This is a genomic window from Pseudomonas sp. R37(2017), assembly GCF_002113375.1.
Lineage (GTDB): Bacteria > Pseudomonadota > Gammaproteobacteria > Pseudomonadales > Pseudomonadaceae > Aquipseudomonas.
Genome location: NZ_NEHO01000006.1, coordinates 177930 through 201516, shown reverse-complemented (window position 1 = coordinate 201516; position 23587 = coordinate 177930). Strand labels below are relative to the sequence as shown.

12 protein-coding genes and 1 pseudogene are annotated in these 23587 nt (G+C 60.2%); 5 read left to right on the top strand and 8 right to left on the bottom strand.

What is annotated here, in order from left to right; all coding sequences use genetic code 11:
• Positions 1-146: 146 nt before the first annotated feature.
• Positions 147-2840, top strand: a complete 2694-nt coding sequence (locus tag CAG47_RS12820) for an RHS repeat domain-containing protein (protein ID WP_085725224.1) — start codon at positions 147-149, stop codon at positions 2838-2840.
• A gap of 95 nt (positions 2841-2935) precedes the next feature.
• Here the strand turns inward: CAG47_RS12820 and glgB are convergent, their stop codons facing one another.
• The 3 genes from glgB to CAG47_RS12805 all read right to left on the bottom strand — a co-directional run bounded on the left by glgB (position 2936) and on the right by CAG47_RS12805 (position 10647).
• The gene (gene glgB, locus CAG47_RS12815; RefSeq protein WP_085725223.1) at positions 2936-5173 is read right to left on the bottom strand and encodes a 1,4-alpha-glucan branching protein GlgB; all 2238 of its coding nucleotides are present in this window, start codon (positions 5171-5173) and stop codon (positions 2936-2938) included.
• A gap of 2 nt (positions 5174-5175) precedes the next feature.
• Complete coding sequence (gene treS / locus CAG47_RS12810) at positions 5176-8517, bottom strand: maltose alpha-D-glucosyltransferase (protein ID WP_085725222.1); 3342 nt, start codon at positions 8515-8517, stop codon at positions 5176-5178.
• Positions 8518-8652: 135 nt separating this feature from the next.
• The gene (locus CAG47_RS12805) at positions 8653-10647 is read right to left on the bottom strand and encodes an alpha-1,4-glucan--maltose-1-phosphate maltosyltransferase (RefSeq protein ID WP_085725221.1); all 1995 of its coding nucleotides are present in this window, start codon (positions 10645-10647) and stop codon (positions 8653-8655) included.
• Positions 10648-10850: 203 nt separating this feature from the next.
• On the opposite strand from CAG47_RS12805, the gene CAG47_RS28700 reads away from it, so the two are divergent.
• Positions 10851-11018 carry a hypothetical protein gene (locus tag CAG47_RS28700; protein ID WP_177408977.1) on the top strand — a complete coding sequence of 56 codons (168 nt, stop codon included), beginning with the start codon at positions 10851-10853 and terminating at the stop codon, positions 11016-11018.
• Positions 11019-11471: 453 nt separating this feature from the next.
• Here the strand turns inward: CAG47_RS28700 and CAG47_RS12800 are convergent, their stop codons facing one another.
• Positions 11472-11972 (bottom strand): MgtC/SapB family protein, encoded by a 501-nt coding sequence (locus CAG47_RS12800; protein ID WP_085725220.1) that lies wholly within the window; start codon positions 11970-11972, stop codon positions 11472-11474.
• A gap of 121 nt (positions 11973-12093) precedes the next feature.
• Between CAG47_RS12800 and CAG47_RS12795 the strand changes: the two are divergent.
• From CAG47_RS12795 to mapR, 3 genes and pseudogenes are all read left to right on the top strand, one after another.
• A pseudogene (locus CAG47_RS12795) lies at positions 12094-12326 on the top strand (DUF3203 family protein).
• A gap of 195 nt (positions 12327-12521) precedes the next feature.
• The gene (gene ccoG, locus CAG47_RS12790) at positions 12522-13934 is read left to right on the top strand and encodes a cytochrome c oxidase accessory protein CcoG (RefSeq protein ID WP_085725219.1); all 1413 of its coding nucleotides are present in this window, start codon (positions 12522-12524) and stop codon (positions 13932-13934) included.
• Positions 13935-14116: 182 nt separating this feature from the next.
• On the top strand, positions 14117-15526 hold the full coding sequence (gene mapR / locus CAG47_RS12780; protein ID WP_085725217.1) for a GntR family transcriptional regulator MpaR: 1410 nt from the start codon (positions 14117-14119) through the stop codon (positions 15524-15526).
• A gap of 162 nt (positions 15527-15688) precedes the next feature.
• Here the strand turns inward: mapR and CAG47_RS12775 are convergent, their stop codons facing one another.
• The 4 genes from CAG47_RS12775 to CAG47_RS12760 all read right to left on the bottom strand — a co-directional run bounded on the left by CAG47_RS12775 (position 15689) and on the right by CAG47_RS12760 (position 23515).
• A complete protein-coding gene (locus CAG47_RS12775) occupies positions 15689-16435 on the bottom strand; it encodes an SDR family oxidoreductase (protein WP_085725216.1) in 747 nt (248 codons plus the stop codon).
• Positions 16436-16520: 85 nt separating this feature from the next.
• Complete coding sequence (locus CAG47_RS12770) at positions 16521-18638, bottom strand: bifunctional diguanylate cyclase/phosphodiesterase (RefSeq protein WP_085725215.1); 2118 nt, start codon at positions 18636-18638, stop codon at positions 16521-16523.
• A 285-nt stretch (positions 18639-18923) separates the two neighbouring features.
• Complete coding sequence (locus CAG47_RS12765; protein ID WP_085725214.1) at positions 18924-20411, bottom strand: efflux transporter outer membrane subunit; 1488 nt, start codon at positions 20409-20411, stop codon at positions 18924-18926.
• Positions 20408-23515, bottom strand: a complete 3108-nt coding sequence (locus CAG47_RS12760; protein ID WP_085725213.1) for an efflux RND transporter permease subunit — start codon at positions 23513-23515, stop codon at positions 20408-20410. The genes CAG47_RS12765 and CAG47_RS12760 overlap by 4 nt, the downstream gene beginning before the upstream one ends.
• Between the last annotated feature and the right edge of the window lie 72 nt (positions 23516-23587).

Sequence of the window (23587 nt, the reverse complement as noted above, 5' to 3'; positions counted from 1 at the left end):
AGACGGAATGCCGTTGTCATTAGTCCAGCTTGATTGGCAGTGCGGCTGTACGAATGCACTGGTGAAAACTGGTATTTCTTACAGTTTCCAAGGCGCTGACGGTGACGCATGGTAATGGCAGTTCACTCTGATCGGGATCAGCACGGATGTCATTGGATCATGCGCATCGCGGTACTCCGGCCCTTTCGGTTGCAGATTCCCGTGGCCTGGCGATCAGGGCAATTCAATACCATCGGCGGCTAGCGGCCGATCCGGTTGAGGCGCGGGTCACGCATCAACGGTTCGACATCGCCGGCCGGCCGGTGGCCAGCCGTGATCCGTATCTGTTTGCCTTGGCGCAGAACGATGCATCGGTACCGGCGAACCTGTCTCAGGTCATGAGCCTGTCCGGCGCAGTGTTGTCGACCGATAGCGTGGATGCCGGGTGGCGAGTGGCATTGCCGGGGGCCGCCGGGCAGACTGTCGAGCGTTGGGACGGACGTGGCAGCCACGCATTGACTGAGTTCGATGAACTGTTACGCCCGATAGCCGTGCGAGAACGTGGAACCGGGCTTGCAGCCCATGCGCTTGAGCGCTTCACCTATGCGCGGGCGGATCCCGAAGCAGTTGCCCATAACCTCTGCGGTCAGTTGATTCGCCATGACGATCCGGCGGGAACCTTGCACCTGCTCGATTCAGCAATGAGTGGCACTACGCTTCGACAGGCTCGGCATTTTTTGCGTGACACCGCTCCCCCGAACTGGCCGCTCAGCATGACGGCCCGGGATGCCTTGCTCGAACCAGGCGACGGCGCTGTCACCTCGCAGCACTACACCGCCACTGGCGAGTTGCTGCGTCAAATCGATGCGTTCGGCAACCGACAATCCTTCGCCCATGCCGTGGCCGGTGAACTGAAAACCACCCGATTGACCCTGGCCGGAAACGGGCAAGTCGAAAAAGTGCTGGTCAACGATATTCACTACAACGCCACAGGCCAGATCGAAACGGAAACCGCCGGCAATGGCGTCGTCACCCGCCACCGCTACGATCTTGCGGACGGTCGGCTCATCGGCCTGAGCGCCCACAAAGCCAACGGCACGCCGCTACAAGACCTGAAATACCGTTACGACGCGAGCGGCAATGTGCAGAGCATCGAAGACGCCGCCCAGCCGATCCGCTACTTCAACAACCAGCGCATCGAACCCATCAGAACCTACCTTTACGACACCCTCGATCAACTGATCGAAGCCACCGGATGGGAGGCAAAGACCGGCCACGGTGGCCCCGCCCTGCCCGACCTGCAGCCCCTGCCAATCGATCCCAACCAGGTCGCCAACTACACCCAGACCTACCATTACGACGCCGGTGGCAACCTGCTGGACCTGGTCCACGTCGGAGTTCAGGCCCATGGCCGCACATTGACCCGCGCCCGCTACAGCAACCGTTGCCTGCCCGAACGCAACGGCCGCCCACCCAGCGAAGCCGAACTGGCCGCCGGTTTCGACGCCAACGGCAACCTGCGTGAACTGCAAGCCGGCCAGTCGATGGACTGGGATCTGCGCAACCAGTTGACCGCTGTGCGCCCGGTGGTCCGCGATGACGGCAACGATGATTACGAACGCTACCTCTATGACGGCGGTGGCCAACGCCTGCGCAAGTTACGCGCAACCCAGACCAACGCCCGCACCCTGGTCAGCGAAGTGCGTTACCTGCCCGGCGTGGAAATCCGCAGCCATGGCGGCACCGGGGAAGTCCTCCACGTGATCACCGCCAGCGCCGGCAGCAACAGCGTGCAGGTACTGCATTGGGTCTCGCAAAAGCCTGGCGACATTGCCAATGATCAGGTGCGCTACAGCCTCAACGATCATCTGCAATCCAGCACCCTGGAACTGGACCAGAATGCCGACCTGATCAGCCAGGAATGGTATTACCCGTTTGGGGGCACGGCGTGTTGGGCAGCGCGGTCGACCACGCAAGCCAAGTACAAGATCGTGCGCTATTCGGGCAAGGAGCGGGATGCGACTGGGCTTTATTATTATGGGTTCAGGTATTACGTGCCGTGGTTGCAGCGGTGGATTAATCCGGATCCCGCGGGGTATGTGGATGGGATGAATCTGTTCATCGCGATGAAGAACGCGCCTACGGTTTTTTTTGATCCAGATGGTCGAATGACGCGACGTCCTACGTCACCTCCGGAGCGTGAAGAAGCTTCTGGGCTCTACGTTCCAGCAAGAAGGAACAATCTCCACCAGCAGGAGAACAGGACAACTGTTGACGTATTGGATCTGAATAATAATCATGCTTCAATTAGCGTTGAAAATACCGCCACTAAACGAAAACCAGACATAGCCAAAGAAACAATCTCACTAAACAACATAAAATCAGAAGGTGAAAGACTGGGTGCAGGAGGATTTGGTGAAGTATGGAAAGTTGGTCGAACAGCCTACAAAATCTACAAGACCGTCCCCACAGATATCGCAACTGCACACTCCATTAAAAACAACACAACCTCCAATATCAATCACGCAGTGGAAGGATGGAATTACTTTTTCCAGAAAGCTTACAATGGCATTTACAAAAAATATGCTACGGCATCTGCAATCCGGACACTGGAAGGCATTTTGATTATGAAGACACCTTTTATTGAGGGGATCACTATGAACGAATCACAATATCGAACCAGCAAACAAAAAGAAAAGCTACTTGCTGAACTTGAAAGCATGGACAGAGAACTTGGTGACAACAAAGCTGACAATGTAAAAATAATTAATGATAGAGCACTCATTATTGATTTCGACTTATTTAAATTCAAGCCGAATCAAAACAAGCAAAATGCTCTGTCAATGTTCGGCTTCGCCTAGGAACTCTCTATGCACTAGAAAACCATTCCCCTCTCAGGCACCTCTCCATTATCGATAGATAACTAATGGAGAAGCACCCGCTTAGACTCTGCTAGCTAACCTAAATCGCTCGGCCTCAACACCAACACCGCCAACGGCGGCAAATTCAGCACCAACGACAACGCCTGCCCATGGCTCGGCGTCTCCTCGGCCAGCGCCCCACCGCTGTTCCCATAATTGGACCCCGCATAAATCGACGAATCGCTGTTGAGCACCTCACTCCATTGCCCGGCAAACGGCACCCCAACCCGATACGCCTCCCGCGGCACCGGCGTGAAGTTGGCCACCACCAGCAGCGGCTTGCCGTCCTTGCTCCAGCGCAGCCACGCATAAACGCTGTTCATCGCATCGTCGCCAATCAGCCATTGGAAACCCTGGGGCACGTCATCCTGTTCATGCAGCGCGGGCTCTTCGCGGTACAGGCGGTTGAGGTCACTGACCAGTTTCTGCACGCCCTGGTGCTCCGAGTATTGCAGCAGGTACCAATCCAGTTGCTGATCGTGATTCCACTCGCGCCATTGGCCGAATTCGCAGCCCATGAACAGCAGTTTCTTGCCCGGATGCGCCCACATGAAACTCAGGTACGCCCGTAGGTTGGCGAATTTCTGCCAGCGGTCGCCGGGCATCTTGTCGATCAGCGAGCGCTTGCCATGTACCACCTCGTCGTGGGAGATCGGCAGGATGAAGCGCTCGGACCACGCATACACCAGGCCGAAACTCAGTTCGTTGTGGTGATGGGCGCGGTACACCGGGTCCTGCTGGATGTAATGCAGCGAATCGTGCATCCAGCCCATGTTCCATTTGTAGGCAAAGCCCAGGCCGCCCTGTTGCGTGCCCTGGCTGACACCCGGCCATGCCGTGGATTCTTCGGCGATCACCAACGCACCGGGCGCTTCCAGGGCTACCACGTCGTTGAGGTGGCGCAGGAAGTCGATGGCTTCCAGGTTCTCCCGCCCGCCATGGCGGTTCGGCACCCACTCGCCGGCCTTGCGCGAGTAGTCGCGGTACAGCATCGAGGCCACCGCATCGACCCGCAGGCCGTCGACGTGGAAATGCTTGAGCCAGTGCAGCGCCGAGGCCAGCATGTAGCCGTGCACTTCGGTGCGACCAAGGTTATAGATCAGCGTGTCCCAGTCCTGATGGAACCCTTCCTGCGGGTTGCCGTACTCGTACAGCGCAGTACCGTCGAACTGGGCCAGGCCGTGGGTATCGGTGGGAAAATGCGCCGGCACCCAATCGAGGATCACGCCGATTTCGGCCTGGTGACAGGCATTGACGAACGCTGCGAACTCATCCCCCGCGCCATACCGGGCGCTGGTGGCGAACTGCGAGAGCAACTGATAACCCCATGAACCTCCGAACGGATGTTCCATGATCGGCATCAGTTCGATGTGGGTGAAACCCAGATCCTTCACATAGGGGATCAACCGCTCGGCCAGTTCGGGCCAGGTGTACTGGCGGGCCACTTCGCCCAGGTCGTCCAGCTCGCATTGCCACGAGCCGGCGTGCAATTCGTAGATCGACAGCGGTGCGCTCTGACGCTGACGGTCCACGCGTGACAGCATCCAGTCCTGGTCCTGCCAGTCGATTCTCAGGGGGGATGCAACTCTTGAAGCGGTGTCCGGTGGCAAGCTGGTGGCCAAGGCCATGGGGTCGGCCTTCAGCGGCAGAATCCCGTGCTTGCCAAGGATTTCGTACTTGTACGTATCCCCCGCCTGCAGGCGCGGGATGAACAACTCCCAGACGCCGCTGGGATGGCGCAGGCGCATGGGATGCCGGCGGCCGTCCCAGACGTTGAAATCGCCGACCACCGAGACCCTTCTGGCATTCGGCGCCCATACGGCGAAACGTACGCCGTCGACGCCGTCCACGGTCGTCAATTGCGCGCCCAAGGCGCTGCTCAAGTCGCGGTGATTGCCTTCGGCGAACAGGTACAAATCCATTTCGCCCAACAACGGACCGAAGCTGTAAGGATCTTCGGCCGTTTGCTCGCCGCCGGCCCAATGGGTGCGCAGCAGATACGCTTGTGCACGCTGGAAATGCCCCACAAACAACCCCGGCGTTTCTGTGGCTTGAAGATTGCCAAGTGCTTCGCCCGAATCCCTGGCGAGTACTTCCACACTCAGGGCGCCCGGCAGATAAGCGCGAATGAACTGCCCGCCAACGTCATCGGCGTGAGGGCCGAGAATCGCAAACGGATCGATATGTTCGGCGCGCACCAGCGCATCGATATCCCGCGCGCCGGGAAGCAGCGCTGCCTTGTGATGACCCTGTTCCTTGTTCGAGACACTCATGACTACTCTCCACCAAGACCGGAAAAGGGTTTTAGCCCACTCAATAATCCATACAAACCGTGCAACGGCACGGGCAACCAGGTGGGGCGGTTTTCCGCCTCATAGGCCACTTCATACGCCGCCTTCTCCAGACCGAACAGCGCCAGCGCGGCATCCTCGCCTTCGGGATCCTGCCATGCATGGGCAAGACTAGCCGCCGCCAGCCGATAAGCGTCGACAAATGCTTGCCGTGCCTCGCTCAAGTAGCGCTCGGTCACCCGCAAGCGCGCGGCATCGGCCGCCTCCGTGTTATCGACGCTTTGCACATTGATCGCCATCGCCGCCGCATAGTCGAAGGAACGCAGCACACCGCTGACATCCTTGTACGGGCTGTGCTTGCCCCGTCGTTCATGCAATGGCCGCGCCGGTTCTCCTTCAAAATCGATCAGGTAGGCATCGCCCTTGATCACCAGCACCTGCCCCAGGTGCAAATCGCCATGCACACGAATGCGCAATCCGCCCGCAGTCTTTTTACCCAACGCTTGTACATGAGCGAGGATGGCTTTTTTGTTGCCCAGTAGATGGCTCACCAGATTCCGGTCCGCCGGGTTCAGTTGATTTTCATGCTGTTTGAGCAAGTTCAGCGCATGCTCGATCTGTACCGCCACATCCCTGGCCGTGGCCTGGGCTTCTTTCTGCGTGGTGACCTGTGGCAAGAAGTCCGGGTTCGCACTTGGTGCAGCCAGTACCTGATGCATTTCCCCCAGGCGCCGCCCCAGCATAGCGGCGAAATCTTTCAGTTCGCCGAGGGCGTTGTAGTGTTGTTCCTGCTCGGACACGGCATCGGCCAGCTCATCGCGAAGCGCCCGTTCGAGGTTGTTCTGCGTCCACTCCCAGGCGTCGCCCTGGTTGCTCAGGTAGCCTTGGGCGATCATCAGCAGGTTGTCTTCACCCGCCGCATTGCGCCGCACAACCGCACCGAGCAATGGCGAGACATTGCTGAACCCGGCTTCAGTCAGGTAGGCGCTCATTTCAAGTTCCGGGTGCACTCCGGACGCGACCTTGCGGATCAGCTTCAACACCAGGCTGTTGCCAATCACCACCGAGCTGTTGGACTGTTCAGCGGACAGGTAACGCACCGGCGACTGTGCATCGAGGCCGAGTTTTTCAAGCTCCGCAGTGGATTCGAAGCGGATGTCGCCCTCGCTTGAGGCCAATACGGTACCGGCCTGGATCCCCTGCAATACGGCATGCACAAAGGTTTCCAGGCTGAAGGCATCGGTGATCAGGCCGACCTGGCGGCCACGCCGTACCCGCGACAATGCCAGTTGCTGGGGCAACGGAGTACCCACCTGATCTTCCGGGATAAAGCCGAACGGCAACTGGTAACGACTGCTCTGGTCGCCGCTGGTGACATTGATCTCGCTGAACAGCACCGGATGCTGCGGATCGCCGAAGCGCACGCCATAGGCCAGATCGACCTGTTCGATGGCTGCGTCCTTGCCGGCGAACCAGCGGCGGTTCTGCAGCCAGCTCGGCAGGATGCTTTGCTCCAGCGTGGTGCGTGACGGCGTTTCGAGCAGCTCCTCCATGCGCTTTTTCAGCACCAGCGTGGTGAAGTCCGGCAGGCTTTGCGCGGGCTCCACGTGCCAGCTCGGCATCTGGTTTTCCGCGGCGAGGCCAAACCAGTAAAAGCCATAGGGCGCCAGCGTCAGGAGAAAATTCAGCTGGCCTATGGGTGGGAACGCGTTACCCCCGAGCATTTCCACCGGCACCATGCCGACATAGGCCGACAAATCCAGCTCGGCGGCCTGGGCGCTGCGCGACACGTTGGCCACGCACAGAATGACTTCGTGCTTGCCGTCCACCCCGGCGTATTCACGGGTGTAGGCCAGAATCCGCCGATTGCTCGGCGAAAGCATCTTCAACGTGCCGCGTCCAAACGCCTTGGACTGCTTGCGCACGGCCAGCAGGCGCCGGGTCCAGTTCAACAGCGAATGCGGGTCGCCGGCCTGGGTTTCGACGTTGACCGACAGGTAGCCGTACTGTGGGTCCATGATCGGCGGCAGCACCAGGCTGGCCGGGTCGGCTCGGGAAAAACCGCCGTTGCGGTCGATGGACCATTGCATCGGCGTGCGCACGCCGTCGCGGTCGCCGAGGTAGATGTTGTCGCCCATGCCGATTTCGTCGCCGTAATACAAGGTCGGTGTGCCGGGCATGGACAGCAGCAGGCTGTTGAGCAACTCGACCCGACGGCGATCGCGCTCGACCAAGGGCGCCAGACGGCGACGAATGCCCAGGTTGATCCGGGCCCGACGGTCGGCTGCGTAGTAATTCCACAGGTAGTCGCGCTCCTTGTCGGTGACCATTTCCAGGGTCAGTTCATCGTGGTTGCGCAGGAAAATCGCCCACTGGCAATTGGCGGGAATGTCCGGAGTCTGGCGCAGAATATCGGTGATCGGGAAGCGATCTTCCTGGGCCAGCGCCATGTACATGCGCGGCATCAACGGGAAGTGAAAGGCCATGTGGCATTCGTCGCCATTGAGGCCTTTTTTGTCGGTGTCGCCGAAGTACAGCTGGGTATCCTCCGGCCATTGATTGGCTTCGGCCAACAGCATGCGGTCTGGGTAGTTGGCGTCGATTTCGGCGCGGATCCGTTTCAGGACGTCATGGGTTTCCGGCAGGTTCTCGTTGTTGGTGCCGTCGCGCTCGATCAGGTAGGGAATGGCATCCAGGCGCAAGCCGTCGATGCCCATGTCGAGCCAGTAACGCATCACCGACAGCACCGCTTTCATCACTTGCGGGTTATCGAAATTCAGGTCCGGCTGGTGGGAGTAGAAACGGTGCCAGAAGTACTGTCCGGCGACCGGGTCCCAGGTCCAGTTGGACTTCTCGGTGTCGAGGAAAATGATGCGGGTGCCGTCGTACTTTTGATCGTCATCGGACCATACGTAGAAGTCCCGGGCGGCTGAGCCTTTTTTGGCTTTGCGTGCGCGCTGGAACCACGGGTGCTGGTCGGAAGTGTGATTGATGACCAGTTCGGTAATCACCCGCAGGCCGCGTTTGTGTGCCTCGGCAATGAAACGCCGGGCATCGGCCAGGGTGCCGTAGTCGCTGTGCACGCCGCGGTATTCGGCGATGTCGTAACCGTCGTCGCGCCGTGGCGAGGGATAGAACGGCAACAGCCAGATGGTGTTGACGCCCAGGTCGGCGATGTAGTCGAGCTTGGCGATCAAGCCAGGAAAATCACCAATACCGTCGTTATTTGAGTCGAAAAACGATTTGACGTGAACTTGATAGATCACCGCGTCCTTGTACCAGAGCGGGTCCTTGATGAACGTGGCTGCCTTGGGTTTCTTCGCCATGTGAAACTCCTGGTGAGTTCGATGCCGATTTCCCTGTGGGAGCGAGCCTGCTCGCGATGGCGATTGAACATTCAACGCATGTGTTGCCCGTCAAATGGCTATCGCGAGCAGGCTCGCTCCCACAGGTTTTGCGTCTTAGGGGGTAATCCTCCAAATCCCGAACGGCTGGTACGCCGGATCTATCCGCATGAACTGCTGCTTGCCGTGCCAGGTCCAGCGATGGCCGTTCATCAGGTCTTCGCCGTGGGTACTGGCGTCGTCGGGCAAGCCCATTTCCCACAACGGCAGCTCGAAATTCGCCTCCTGCACGTTGTGCGGATCGAGACTGACCGCCACCAGAATGAAATTGCTGCCGTCAATGCTGCGTTTGCCGAAGTACAGGATGTTGTCGTTCCAGGCGTTGTAGACCTTCAGCCCCAGATGCGTGTGCAGCGCCGGATTCTGTCGGCGGATGCGGTTGAGTTGGGCGATCTCGGCAATGATGTTGCCCGGTGCGTTGAAGTCCCGCGGGCGGATCTCGTACTTCTCGGAGTCGAGGTATTCCTCCTTGCCTGGCAGTGGCGCCGACTCGCACAACTCGAACCCCGAATACATGCCCCACAGGCCTGACCCCATGGTCGCCAGCACGGCGCGGATGAGAAACCCGGGGCGCCCGGAATCGTGGAGGAATGCCGGGTTGATGTCCGGCGTATTGACGAAAAAATTCGGCCGGTAGCATTCGCGCCACGGCGATTCATTGAGTTCCGTGAAGTAACTCGCCAGTTCGGCCTTGGTGTTGCGCCAGGTGAAATAGGTGTAGCTCTGGGAATATCCGACCTTGCCCAGGCGCGCCATCATGGCCGGGGTGGTGAAGGCTTCGGCGAGGAAGATCACCTCGGGGTACAACGCCCGTACATCGGCAATCAGCCATTGCCAGAACGGCAACGGCTTGGTGTGCGGATTATCGACACGAAAGATCTTCACACCCTCCTCGACCCAGCCCGCCACGATGTCACGCAGTTCCACCCACAGACTGGGGATTGCCTCGGGGGCATAGAAGTCGACGTTGACGATGTCCTGGTATTTCTTTGGCGGGTTCTCGGCGTACTTGATCGTGCCGTCGGGCCGCCAGTTGAACCAGCCCGGGTGCTGCTTGAGCCACGGATGGTCCTGGGAGCACTGGATGGCAAAATCCAGGGCGATTTCCAGGCCATGGGCAGCAGCGGCCGCCACCAGTCGCCTGAAGTCTTCGCGGGTCCCCAACTGCTTGTGAATCGCCTCGTGCCCACCTTCTTCGCTACCGATTGCATAGGGACTGCCTGGATCATCGGGCCCCGCCGTCAACGAGTTGTTCGGGCCTTTGCGATAACTGCGTCCGATCGGGTGGATCGGCGGGAAATACAGCACGTCGAAACCCATGTCCTGGATCATCGCCAGCCGCGAATGCACGTCATTGAACGTACCGTGGCGTTCCGGGCGGTCGGTGATCGAACGCGGAAACAACTCATACCAACTGGCGAACTGCGCCAGTTCGCGCTCCACATCCACCGGGTACTCCGGGCTCAGGCTCAGATAGGCGCGATGATCGACGCGGGCCATGAGGTCGGCACTACGCTGGTGCAAAAACAGTGCGACCTGCTCGGCTTCGAGCAGTCCTGACAGTTCATGGTGCAAGGCCGCCAGTTGCTCGCTGAGTTGCCCTTCACTACGCTCGGCGGCTTGCTGCACATGAATCCGCCCTTCCTGTAGCTCCAGGCTGACGGGCACCGCCGCCGCATGTTTCTTTTCCAGCTCGTAGCGAAAACTGGCGAACTGATCGATCCAGGCTTCGATACAGAACAGATAACGGCCCTGGCTGTGGACACGGAACTGCCCTTGCCAGCCGTTGTTGCCCAGATCGTTCATGACCGCGCTTTGCCAGACATCCTCATCCTCCGCCCGCCAGCGCACGCGAACCGCCAGCTTGTCATGCCCGTCGGCGAACACCTTGGCCGTCACCAGCACATCCTGCCCCACCACGGCCTTGACCGCGAACTGCCCGCCTTCAAGGGTCGGCATGATGTTTTCCATGACAATTCGCGGCAGCAGCAACGCCTGCGACAGCGGCATGTGCGGGTTGTAGCTCAACTCAGTCGGTTTATCAGCCGTCATCGAGCCTCTCTCCTTACGCCCCATGGACGCGCTTGTATCTGGTCGCCATCCCGTCGGGCCGTCCGCCCCGGGATGGACTCACTTAGGTTCCGAGCGACAGTCGGCCGAAAAAGTTCATCGGCAGTTTGCGGAATCAAATCCTTCGCGCCGCAGTCCACCTACTTAAGCACGACTCACGCCATGTGCCACCGGAGACCTCAACCATGAACAATCCATTCCCAGCTGAAACCCCCGATCCAAACATCGACGATCCGGTGATTCCCCCAAGCGATCCGCAACCGGAGCCCGAACAGGATCCGCCCGGCACGACTCCGCCACCCAAGGAAGAACCGCCAACGACGATGCCGCCGGTGATTGTGAATCCGCAATGAAGACAGTTGATCGTTCCTGCCTCAACGCCAGGGACGATCATGAAAAATGAACGACCCTTCCCAAGAACCTGTAGTACCGATCCGAGAACGCCAGTTCTACCCATTCGACACTTTACGAAACTTACATCCAGCACCTTATATAGCCACCACCCCATCATTCTGAGCGTGGCCAGCCATGAACACGTTTTTTCCCAGCGTCAGCGAACTCACAGACAACGCTAGCGCACAGCACCGCGCGCTCAACCGTGAACGACCCATCGACGGCTGGCCTTCCCTTGAAAATATTCAATTACGAACTTCTTTACTTCGAAGCCTTATGCGATCCCTCTGAACCATCAACCAAAAGCTCAATCATCAGCGATCTGGAGAATCATCTGCTGCACGGTGATACTGACTACAGCCGACATGAACTCTCGGCAAAGCCGAGCAATGAGCAGGAATCCCCCGCCGTGCCTACGGCCGGTGATCCTTGTCGATCAGCTTGACGATCCTCGGCATCACACTGAACACCCCCAGCGCCAACAACGTGCTGAGCACCGCCGTCGCCTCCCGCCCCAACCCGGTCGCGACGCCGATGGCGGCGGTCATCCACAGGCCTGCGGCGGTGGTCAGGCCTTTGACGTGGCCTTCGTCGCCCTCATGGTTTTTCAGGATCGTGCCGGCCCCCAGAAAGCCGACGCCGGCGATAACGCCCTGCACCACCCGGCTCATCGCATCGGCCTGTGAGCCGGACATCTGTGGCACCAGCACGAACAGCGCCGCCCCCATCGCCACCAGCATATGGGTGCGCACCCCTGCGGCCTTGCCCTGGTGTTCTCGTTCGAACCCGAGAATCCCGCCCAGCACGGCGGCCATCAACAGGCGCACGGTCATCCGTGTCAGTTGCGAGGCATCGGTGATGTCGGCGAACTCGCCTTGCAGGGTCACCCAGACTTCGTGCCACCAGGCGCTCATGGGGGTTGTCCTTGTGAGGGGCCATGGAGGGTGGACCGCAACGACCATTAATCGGTTGCACAGAACGATGACCAGCGGTTGCGGCCTGAAATTCCAGGTTCCACTGAAAAAGGATTCCGCCATGACTGTGCGCATCGAGAACCAGACCGGTTTTTCACTGCCGAAAATGGCGAATACATTCGTCTGTGTCCCGACGTGACCATCGTCACCGACGGCAGCAAGGCCATGTCGGCAGTGGACATCGAAGGTCATCGCATTTACATCACCGAAGCTGAGGCTGACGCCTTGACCGTCGCTGGCGCAGTGGATGGACGCCGGCACTTGAAAGCCACCGACAGTCGTTCGGTGATTTGACCGGCGTTGATCCACCTAATCCGCCGCTGTTGTGGCCAGGTGCTTGCGCCCCTGCGCGGCGGGTGCTTCAAGATGTCGCAGGCTGGGTGCCCGGCACCATCTGATCCGCTTTTTAATGCAATACCTGAGTCTGTTATGCAAACAGATCGCCGCTCATAGTACTCATGCCTGATGGAGGCTGATGAGCGAAAGACCATGAGCGAGAGAATCCCCGTCCGAACCGTAGAAACATTCGAGCCTTCACGTCCAAAGATGAAGGCCAAGTCCAGCGACAACCTGATCCACACCCGCAGCTTCACCGGGTTGTTTCGCAACCTGCGCATCAGTGGCGCGGGTTTTCTGTTTTTGCTGTTCTTCGGCACCGTGTGGTTGAACTGGGGCGGCCGCCAAGCGGTGCTCTGGGACCTTTCCGAAAGCAAATTCCACATCTTCGGCGCCACTTTCTGGCCCCAGGATTTCATCCTGCTCTCGGCGCTGCTGATCATTGCCGCGTTCGGCCTGTTTGCGATCACCGTGTTCGCGGGAAGGGTCTGGTGCGGCTACACCTGCCCGCAAAGCTCCTGGACCTGGCTTTTCATGTGGTGCGAAAAGATCACCGAAGGCGAACGCAACCAACGGATCAAATTGCACGCCGCACCGTGGAGCGTGAACAAACTGATGCGTCGCGCGGCCAAGCACACCTTGTGGCTGCTCATCAGCCTGCTGACCGGCCTGACCTTCGTCGGTTACTTCACGCCGATCCGGCCATTGGCCGAAGAGCTGCTGAGTTTTCAACTGAGCGGCGTCAGTCTGTTCTGGGTGCTGTTTTTCACCGGTGCCACCTACATCAATGCCGGATGGCTGCGTGAAGCCGTGTGCATGCACATGTGCCCCTATGCGCGGTTCCAGAGCGTGATGTTCGACAAGGACACCCTGACCATTTCCTACGACGTGGCCCGAGGTGAAAACCGTGGCCCGCGCAAACGCGAGGCCAAGCCCGCTGAAGTAGGCCTGGGCGATTGCATCGATTGTCAGCTTTGCGTACAGGTCTGCCCGACCGGCATCGACATTCGTGATGGCTTGCAGATGGAGTGCATCGGTTGCGCCGCCTGTATCGATGCCTGTGATTCGATCATGGACAAGATGGGTTACGCCCGGGGATTGATCAGCTATACCTCCGAGCACCAGTTGCAGGGTGGCAAGACACGCCTGTTGCGCCCGCGCCTGATCGGCTACACCGCCGTACTGCTGGTGATGATCGCAGCCCTGGTGGTGGCGCTGGTGGAACGGCCAATGGTGTCCCTTGACGTCAGCAAGGACCGGGGCCTGTTCCGCGAGAACAGCCAGGGGCAGATCGAAAACATCTACAGTCTGAAAGTGATCAACAAGACCCAGCAACGCCAGGACTACCAATTGCACCTGGTCGATGCCGATGATTTCGAACTGCAGGGCAAGACCTTGTTGAGTCTGGCACCGGGGGAGATCGTCGACGTGCCAGTGTCGGTGGTGATGCTCACGGAGCGTCCGGCCAGCAGTTCCCGGAGCCTGGGCTTCAAGGTGGTCGACAGCGATGAGCCGGGTGTCTACAGCGTGGCCAAGAGCCGGTTTGTTGCGCCGATGAACCGCTGAGCCTTTAAGATGCTGACCTTGCTCAAGCGCAGTCCTGTTTTGGCAATGCAATTCCCTGTGGCGAGGGGGCTTGCCCCCGTTGGACTGCGCAGCAGTCCCATCTTGGAGCCGCTTTGCGACCCAACGGGGGCAAGCCCCCTCGCCACAAAAGCTGATTGAATGAGTTCCATGACGGGATATCGATGAAACGCTACGAAAAATTCGCCGACGACATCGCAGAACTGATCCGCTCCGGCGTCCTCGGCCCAGGCCAGCGCGTGCCGTCGGTGCGCTACGCCAGCCAGACCTACGGCGTCAGCCCGTCCACGGTGTTCCAGGCCTACTACCTGCTGGAACGTCGCGGTCTGATCCGCGCTCGCCCGCGCTCCGGTTACTTCGTCAACGCCCATGCGCCACGACCGTTCTCCGAGCCGGTGATCAGCAGCCAGGTCAATGAATCCACCGAAGTCGACGTCAGCGAACTGGTGTTTTCAGTGCTCGACTCGATCAAGGACCCGAACACCGTGGCCTTCGGTTCGGCGTTTCCCAGCCCGACGCTGTTTCCCCTGCAACGCTTGTCCCGCTCCCTGGCCAGTGCCAGCCGCGAGATGGACCCGCGCATGGTCGTCACCGACATGTCGCCGGGCAACCCGCAACTGCGCCGGCAAATCGCCCTGCGCTACATGGTCGGCGGGCTGATGCTGCCCATGGAAGAGCTGCTGATCACCAACGGCGCACTGGAAGCCCTCAACCTGTGCCTGCAAGCGGTGACAGAGCCCGGCGATCTGGTGGCCATCGAAGCCCCGGCGTTCTATGCCTGCCTGCAGGTGCTCGAACGCCTGAAACTCAAAGCCGTGGAAATCCCCGTGCATCCGCGCGACGGCATTGACCTCGGCGTACTCGAACAAACCCTGGAGCGCCACCCGATCAAGGCCTGCTGGTGCATGACCAGCTTCCAGAACCCCATGGGCGCGACCGTACCCGAGGCCAGGAAACAACAGTTGGTGGAACTGCTGCGGCGCCACCAGGTGCCGTTGATCGAAGACGATGTCTACGCCGAACTGTATTACGGCCAGCAGGCACCGAAACCGGCCAAGGTCTTTGATACCGAAGGGCTGGTGATGCATTGCGGCTCGTTCGCCAAGAGCCTGGCCCCCGGTTACCGCATCGGCTGGGTCGCCGCCGGGCGCTATGCGCAGAAAATCGAACGACTGAAACTCATGACCTCGCTGTGCGCATCGATGCCGGCCCAGGCCGCCATCGCCGATTACCTGCAACACGGTGGCTACGACCGACATCTGCGCAAACTGCGTCACGCCCTGGAAGACCAGCAAAGCGCCATGCTCGCCGCCATCGCCCGCTATTTCCCCGCCGACACTCGCGTCAGCCAGCCTGCCGGAGGGTACTTCCTGTGGCTGGAATTGCCGGCGCAGATGGATTCGTTGAAGTTGTTTCAGATGGCGTTGGCGCAAGGCATCAGCATTGCACCAGGGCCGATATTTTCGCCGGCGCAGCGCTTCAGGAATTGTATTCGGTTGAATTATGGGAGCCCGTGGACCGAGGACTCGGAGAAGGCGATGGAGACGTTGGGGCGGATTGTGCGGTCGTTTTGAGGGTTGGAGGTTGCCTGCACTATCGCCTTCGCGGGCAAGCCCGCTCCCACAGGAATTCTCTGGTGTTCACAGTCTTGCGTACACCAGGGAACCCTGTGGGAGCGGGCTTGCTCCGGGCGGCGATCCGACGAAGAGGCCAGCACCGACAACGCAAACCTCAGATCAACGCCCACCGCCGAGATCGACAAAAGTCCCCGTCGCATAAGAAGCCTTGTCCGAGAGCAACCAGACAATCGCCTCCGCCACTTCGTCCGGGCGTCCGCCACGTGCCATGGGAATCGCCGATTCCAGTTTGCTGACCCGATCCGGGTCGCCGCTCAGTGCATGGAAGTCGGTGTAGATGTAGCCGGGGCGCACCGCGTTGACCCGTATGCCCTCGCCCGCCACTTCCTTGGACAGGCCGATGGTGAAGGTGTCCAGCGCGCCTTTGGAGGCCGCGTAGTCGACATATTCGTTGGGTGAGCCCAGACGTGCGGCCACCGACGACACGTTGACGATGCTGCCGCCCTGCCCGCCATGCCTGGGCGACATGCGCAGGATCGCGTGCTTGGCGCAGAGGATCGGCGCCAGGACGTTGGTCTTCATGATCTTGAGAATGCGGAACTCGGACATCTCGTCGACCCGGGACTTTTGCCCGACCGTGCCGGCGTTGTTCACCAACGCGGTGACCCGGCCCAGTTCATTGTCTACACGATGGAACAGCGCGATGACTTCGTCTTCGATGCTGACGTCGGCACGTACCGCAATGGCTTGCGCGCCGAGGGCACGTACTTGCTCCAGCACCCCGAGCGCAGCATGTTCGTCGGCCTGGTAGTTGATACAGATCCGGTAGCCCTGCGCGGCGGCCAACAAGGCGGTGGCGGCCCCGATGCCGCGGCTCCCGCCGGTGATGACGATGACTTTGTCCATGCGAGCGTTCCCCCGATCGAAGCTTAAGCGGTCGGGGCCAAGAATAACCGCCATTGGCGGTTTTTGCATGGATTCGGATCAGCTGTCATGTCATCGACAGCTCGCGCTCGGCACTGGCCTTCAATTGCTTGAGCAATTGCTCGCCGCGATGGATTTCCACCATGAAACCTGCGGCCGGCAGCGGATGCCCCAGCAGGTAGCCCTGCAATGAATCGCAACCGAGTTGCGTCAGGAAGTCCTGTTGCACACCCGTCTCCACGCCTTCGGCGACGATACGCAGCCCCAGCGCCTGGCCGAGGGCGACGATGGCCGAAACGATGGCGGCGTCATCGCTGTCACGCTCCAGGTCGCGGACAAAACCACGGTCGATCTTCAGCTCATTGGCCGGCAGGCGCTTGAGGTACATCAGGCTCGAGTAACCGGTGCCGAAATCGTCGATAGACAGGTCAACTCCCATTTCCGACAGTTCCTGAAGCACCGTCATGCTCGCATCGGCATCGCTCATGGCGGTGGTTTCAGTGATCTCCAGGGTCAGGCTGTTGGCCGGCAGATGGTGAGTCGCCAACGCCTTGGCGACGCTCTGGACCAGCCCGGCATGGCAAAACTGAATGGCCGAAAGGTTCACCGCGATGCGCCAATCGGTGTAGCCCAGCACGTACCACTCGCGCATCTGGCGGCAGGCCTCGTTGAGCACCCACTCGCCGATCGGAATGATCAGTCCGGTCTTTTCCGCCAGTTCGATGAATTTGTCCGGCAACAGCATCCCTTGCATCGGGTGCTCCCAGCGCAACAAGGCTTCGGCGCCCACTGGCCGGCCATTGGCGGCATCGAACTTGGGCTGGTAATGCAGGCTGAATTCCTGATTTTCCACGGCATTGCGCAGGTCCTGCAGCAATTGCAGCTGTTTGCGCGCGTTGCTGTTCATCGACGCATCGAAAAAGCTGTGGCCGTTTTTACCCGCACCCTTGGCGTGATACATCGCCGCGTCGGCGTTCATCAGCAACTCATGGGCAGACAGCCCGTTACCCGGGTACAGCGCGATGCCGACACTGGCGGAAATATGCAGTTCATGTTCGGCAACCCGAAACGCCTGCGCGATCAACCCGACCTGACGGGCCGCGAGGCTCAAGGCGTCGTTCTGTTCGCTCAATTGCACCAGCAATACAAACTCATCGCCGCCAATCCGCGCCAGGGTGTCCTGGCTGCGCAAGTCCTCGCGCAGGCGCAAGGCCACTTCGCGCAACAGCAAGTCCCCCATGTGGTGGCCGAAGGCATCGTTGACCGGTTTGAAGCCGTCCAGATCGATGAACATCAGGGCAAAACAGCCTCCCTCTTCCCGAACCCGCGACATCGCCTGTTCGATCCGGTCGGCGAGCAACGTCCGGTTCGGCAACCCGGTGAGGGTGTCATGCAGGGCCAGTTGGGTCAGTTCACGGTTGGCCTCGGTCAGCGATTGGGCCAGGCTTGCCGTGCGAGCCTCCATGCGTGCATCGAGGACCGAGGTCAGCAAGGCGATGCTCAGCACCGCCAGCGTAGTGATCAACACCAGGTTGTCCAGGCCATTGCCGCTCAGGCCATTGACCGCCGCCCCGCAAAAACTGCCATCGGCAAAACGTGCGGCGGCCATGCCGGTGTAGTGCATGCCGACGATGGCGATCCCCATGATCACGGCGGCACCGCTGCGGATCAGGCGGACATGAGGCGTCTGCTGGCGCAAATGGAAAGCGATCCACAATGCCGCGCCCGATGCACCGACAGCGATCATCAGCGAAGCGCCGAACAGCGTCGGGTCATAATCGATGCCCGGTTGCATGCGCATGGCTGCCATGCCGGTGTAGTGCATCGCGCTGATGCCGGCGCCCATGACCAACGCGCCAAAAGCCAGTTGCCAGGCCGGCAAATGCGGCTGGCTGACCAGCCATAGCGCAAAGCCGCTGGAGAGCACGCCAATCAGCAGCGACAACAGGGTGATCGTGCCGTCGTACCCCAGGTCGATCGGCAACTTGAACGCGAGCATGCCGATGAAGTGCATCGACCAGATGCCGATGCCCATGGCAAAGGCCCCGCCCGCGGTCCAGAAATGCACGGCGCGGCCTTTGGCGGTGGCAATGCGTCCGGTGAGGTCGAGTGCGGTATATGAGGCGAGAATCGCTACACAGAGCGAAATGATAACCAGGGTGGGGGAATAACTGCCGATGAGCATGGGGACTTCTCGCACATGCCCCCATTAATGGTATTGATTCTCGCTGGGGGGCAAATGGAGCGATTGTACTGATTCCAAATGAGAACGCACTCACAAAATAAGCAAAAGGCCATCAGTCCGATGAAACGCTTGTTTTAAGGTTGAACATTAACTCGCGGCAACGCAAAAACCCTGTAGGAGCGAGCATGCTCGCGATGGTCGTCAACGATAACGCTGGTAGCCTGATTCCCCGCGGTGGCCTGACCTCCATCGCGAGCGTGCTCGCTCCTACAGGAATTGCAGCGTTCAGTCGTTTCGGCTATCGCTGACTTCGAGCTGCCCATCCCAGCCACCACCCAACGCGGCAATCAACTGCACGCTGGCGATCAGTCGGCTCTGCAACAGGTCCAGGTTGCTGCGCTCATTGCTCAGTGCCGCGGCCTGGGTCACGACCACATCGATATAGGCGATCAATCCGGCCTTGTACTGGTTCTGGGTCAGGCGCAGCGATTCACGGGCGGCATCCAGTGCCTGTTGGCGCACGACCGCTTCGTCTTCAAGCACCTTGAGCTGCACCAGGAAGTTTTCCACCTCGCGGAATCCGTCCAGCACGGTCTGGCGGTACTTGGCCACCGTTTCGTCGTAGGCCGCCTCACTGCGGTCAACTTCCGCCGAGCGCTGGCCGCCGTCGAACAGGGTCATGGCCAATTGTGGTCCGACCGACCAGAAGCGGTTCGGCAGGCTGAACAAGTCTTTCGAGGTACTGCTGCTGTAACCACCGTTCATACTCAGGGTCAGGTCCGGGTAATAGGCAGCCTTGGCCACGCCGATGTTGGCGTTGGCGGCGATCACCGAGCGTTCCGCCGAAGCGATGTCCGGGCGACGCTCCAGCAACTGCGACGGCAGTGCCAACGGGACTTGCGGCAACTGCGGAATGTCTGTGCTTGGCGCCAGGCTGAATTCGGCCGGCGGCAGGCCGATCAGCACGGCAATGGCGTTCTCGAACTGGGCACGCTGCCAGATCAGGTCGACCATGTCCGCTTCAGTGCTTTTGAGTTGGGTCTGCGCCTGCGCCACGGCGTCCTTTCCGGAAACCCCGGCGCGATACTGGTTTTCAGTCATTTTCAGCGAACGCTGGTAGGCCTCGACCGTGGCTTCAAGCAGGCGTTTCTGTTCGTCGATCACACGCAATTGCAGGTAGTTCTGCACCAGCTCCGACTGTTGGCTCAGGCGCATGGCCGCCAGGTCGGCAAAGCTGGCCTGGGCATTGGCCGTATCGGCTTCGAGGCCACGCCGCAATTTGCCCCAGATGTCAGCCTCCCAACTGACTCCGGCCTGGGCGGTATAAGTGTTGCGGATACCGCTGGAGGAGCTGCTGAGACTGGAGTTACTGCTGCCGGTGCCCTGGCTGGAGCGGTTCTTGCCGGTAGTCAGGTCGACCGTAGGAAAGAACGCACCACGGGCACTGCGCACCAGCGCCTGGGCCTGACGGTACTGCGCTTCGGACTGCGCCACGGTCTGGTTCGAGCTGTTGAGTTTTTCGATCAGATCGTTGAGCTGCCGGTCGCCGTACAACTCCCACCACGCACCACGCGCCAGGGCATCGCTCGGATTGGCCTGGCGCCAGCCCTCGGCAGCCTTGTACTGCGCCGGTTCGGCGGTTTGCGGGCGCTGGTAATCCGGGCCGACGGCGCAGGCACTGAGCATCGCCACGCACAGTGACAGGCTCAACAGGCGTGAGCCCCGAGCCGTGATCAGCGGTGCAGCCAGGTTGAAAAGCGAACGTTCAGTCATAGCGGAGTTTCCAGAGCAGCATCGGTACGCACCCCACGCCATTTATTGAAGCGATGGCGCAGTTGGTCGAGGTAGAGGTAAACCACCGGAGTGGTGTATAGCGTCAGCACCTGGCTGAAGATCAGCCCGCCGATGATCGTCAGGCCCAGTGGCTGACGCATTTCCGCCCCTTCGGCGCGGCTGAGCAGCAACGGCAAGGCCCCGAGAATCGCCGCCAGGGTGGTCATCAGGATCGGTCGCAAACGTTGCAGGCAGGCACTGCGAATCGATTCCAGCGGTGCCATGCCCTGATGTCGCTCCAGTTGCAATGCCAGGTCGATCATCAGAATGGCGTTTTTCTTCACCACGCCGATCAGCAGAAACAGCCCCAGCAACGAAATCAGGCTGAATTCGCCGCCCAGCGCATAGATCGACAGCAACGCGCCGACCCCGGCCGACGGCAGCGTCGACAGAATGGTCAGCGGGTGAATGTAGCTTTCGTACAACACCCCGAGCACCAGATACACCGCCACCAAGGCGCCGAGGATCATGAACGGCTGGCTTTTTTGCGTGGCGGCAAAGGCATCGGCGGTGCCGGCCATTTTCACGATCACTTCTTCCGGCAAGCCCAGCTTGGCAATCGCCCGCTCGATGGCGGCGCTACCCTGCTCCACGGTTACGCCTTCGGCCATGTCGAAGGAAATGCTCTCCGAGGCAAACTGGCCTTCATGGCTGACCCGGTCGTCTTCCAGGCTGTTTTCATAATGGGCGATGGTCGACAACGGAATCCGCGCGCCATCGGCGGTAATGACCTGGACCTGCTTGAGGGTGATCGGGTCCTGGGCGTACTTCGGATTGACCTCCATCACCACCTGATATTGGTTGAGGCTGTCATAGATGGTTGAAATCTGCCGCTGGCTGTAGGCGTTGTTGAGCACCGCCGTGACCATCTCCATATCGACACCCAGGCGCTTGGCCTGGTCGCGGTCGACGATCAGGGTCACTTGCCGGGCACCTCGGCCTTCGCGCGCGTCGATCGCTGTCAGCTCCGGCAAGGCCCTGAGCGCGGTGACGACTTTCGGATACCATTCGCGCAACGCCCCCAGGTCGCCGCTTTGCAGGATGTAGGAGTATTGCGAGGTGGTCTGTTCGCGGCCGCCACCGAATTGCAGGTCCTGGTCCGCCATGAGCATCAGTTGCGCGCCGGGAACCTTGGGCATTTCCTTGCGCAGGCGCTCGATGACTTTCTGCGCGGAAATGTTGCGCTCCTTGATTGGCTTGAGGCGCACCAGCATGAAGGCGTTGTTGGTGCCGTTGTTGCCGCCAATGAACCCGGCAACGCTTTCCACCGCCTCGTCCTTCAACACAGCCCGACGGAAAATTTCCATCTTCGGCTGCATCACACTGAACGACAGGCCATCGTCGCCGCGTACGAAACCGATCAGTTGCCCCGTATCTTGTTGAGGCATAAATGTTTTAGGAACAACAACATACAGCACAATGTTCACGCCAATTGTCACAAACAGACTGAGCAACGTCAGGCGTTTGTGGCGCAATACCCAGTCGAGGCTGGCGGCGTATTTGCCAACCATCCATTCGTTGACCCGCTGGCTCCAGCGTTGCAGACGGTTCTCCTGCCCCGGCGTATGAGGCTTGAGCCAGCGGGCACAGAGCATTGGCGTCAGGGTCAGCGACACCAGCAGCGAGACCACGATGGCCGCCGCCAGGGTAATCGAGAATTCACGGAACAGGCTTTCGATGATCCCGCCCATGAACAGGATCGACAGGAACACAGCCACCAGCGACACGTTCATCGACAGCAAGGTAAAGCCGACTTCCTGGGCGCCGAGGTACGCAGCCCTCATCGGCCGCACGCCTTCGTCGATATGCCGGGAAATGTTCTCCAGCACCACGATGGCATCGTCCACCACCAGCCCGGTGGCCAGGATCAGCGCCATCAGCGACAGGTTGTTCAGCGAAAAGCCGTAGAGGTACATCACGGCAAAGGTGCCGACCAGTGACACCGGCACCGCCAGGGTCGGGATCAGCGAAGCGCGCAAGTTACCAAGGAACAGGAACACCACCAGAATCACCAGCGCCACGGCGATCAGCAGGGTCATTTCCGCTTCGTGCAGCGTCGCCTTGATGACCGGCGAGCGATCCATGGCCAGGTTCAGCTTGACGCTGGCCGGCAGCACCGCCTGCAACGCCGGCAACTGTGCCTTGATCTCGTTGACCGTCTCGATGATGTTGGCACCGGCCTGGCGGTTGATCACCAGCAGCACCGCCGCGTCGTCGTTGAAGAAACCGCTGTTGTAGCGGTCTTCGACGCCGTCGCTGACCTTGGCCACATCCTTCAGGCGCAGGGCCGCGCCGCCGTTGTAGTGGATGATCAGCGACTCGTAGTCCCTGGCTTTTTCCAACTGGTCGTTGGCCTGGACCTGCCACAGCCGCTGGTCATCTTCCACCGAGCCTTTGGGCCGGCGCACGTTGGCATTGGCGATGGTGTTGCGCACATCGTCCAGGGCCACGCCGTACTGGTTCAGGGACTGTGGTTCGAGTTCGATACGTACCGCTGGCAGGGAGCTGCCGCCGATCTGTACCTCACCCACGCCCTGCACCTGGGACAGGCTCTGGGACAGGATCGTCGAGGCCAGGTCATAGAGCTGGCCTTTTTCCAGCACATCCGATGTCAGCGACAGCACCATGATCGGCGCCTGGGACGGGTTGACCTTCTTGTAGGTCGGCATGCTGCGCATCCCGCTCGGCAACAGGGTACGCGAGGCATTGATGGCCGCCTGCACTTCCCGCGCCGCACCGTTGATGTCGCGGTCGAGGTCGAATTGCAGGATCACCCGGGTCGAACCCTGGCTGGAGCGGCTGCTCATGGTGTTGACCCCGGCGATGCTGCCGAAGGAGCGTTCCAGCGGCGTGGCCACGGTCGACGCCATCACCTCGGGGCTGGCCCCGGGCAGACTGGCCTGGACCACGATCACCGGAAAATCCATTTGCGGCAATGGCGAGACGGGCAGCAAACCGAAGCTCACACCGCCCAGCAGCATGATGGCCAATGAAAGCAGCATGGTTGCCACGGGGCGTTTGATGAAAGGTCCCGAGAGATTCATAGGTGGCAACCACTAGCGGCAAGCTGCAAGCTGCAAGTGAAGAGCAACGTATGCGCAGGCTTTAACTTGCGG

Bases quoted from the DNA above. Each gene is read 5' to 3' on its own strand.
- CAG47_RS12820 (WP_085725224.1), top strand. From the start codon at position 147: ATGTCATTGGATCATGCGCATCGCGGTACTCCGGCCCTTTCGGTTGCA.
- glgB (WP_085725223.1), bottom strand. From the start codon at position 5,173: ATGAGTGTCTCGAACAAGGAACAGGGTCATCACAAGGCAGCGCTGCTT.
- treS (WP_085725222.1), bottom strand. From the start codon at position 8,517: ATGGCGAAGAAACCCAAGGCAGCCACGTTCATCAAGGACCCGCTCTGG.
- CAG47_RS12805 (WP_085725221.1), bottom strand. From the start codon at position 10,647: ATGACGGCTGATAAACCGACTGAGTTGAGCTACAACCCGCACATGCCG.
- CAG47_RS28700 (WP_177408977.1), top strand. From the start codon at position 10,851: ATGAACAATCCATTCCCAGCTGAAACCCCCGATCCAAACATCGACGAT.
- CAG47_RS12800 (WP_085725220.1), bottom strand. From the start codon at position 11,972: ATGAGCGCCTGGTGGCACGAAGTCTGGGTGACCCTGCAAGGCGAGTTC.
- ccoG (WP_085725219.1), top strand. From the start codon at position 12,522: ATGAGCGAGAGAATCCCCGTCCGAACCGTAGAAACATTCGAGCCTTCA.
- mapR (WP_085725217.1), top strand. From the start codon at position 14,117: ATGAAACGCTACGAAAAATTCGCCGACGACATCGCAGAACTGATCCGC.
- CAG47_RS12775 (WP_085725216.1), bottom strand. From the start codon at position 16,435: ATGGACAAAGTCATCGTCATCACCGGCGGGAGCCGCGGCATCGGGGCC.
- CAG47_RS12770 (WP_085725215.1), bottom strand. From the start codon at position 18,638: ATGCTCATCGGCAGTTATTCCCCCACCCTGGTTATCATTTCGCTCTGT.
- CAG47_RS12765 (WP_085725214.1), bottom strand. From the start codon at position 20,411: ATGACTGAACGTTCGCTTTTCAACCTGGCTGCACCGCTGATCACGGCT.
- CAG47_RS12760 (WP_085725213.1), bottom strand. From the start codon at position 23,515: ATGAATCTCTCGGGACCTTTCATCAAACGCCCCGTGGCAACCATGCTG.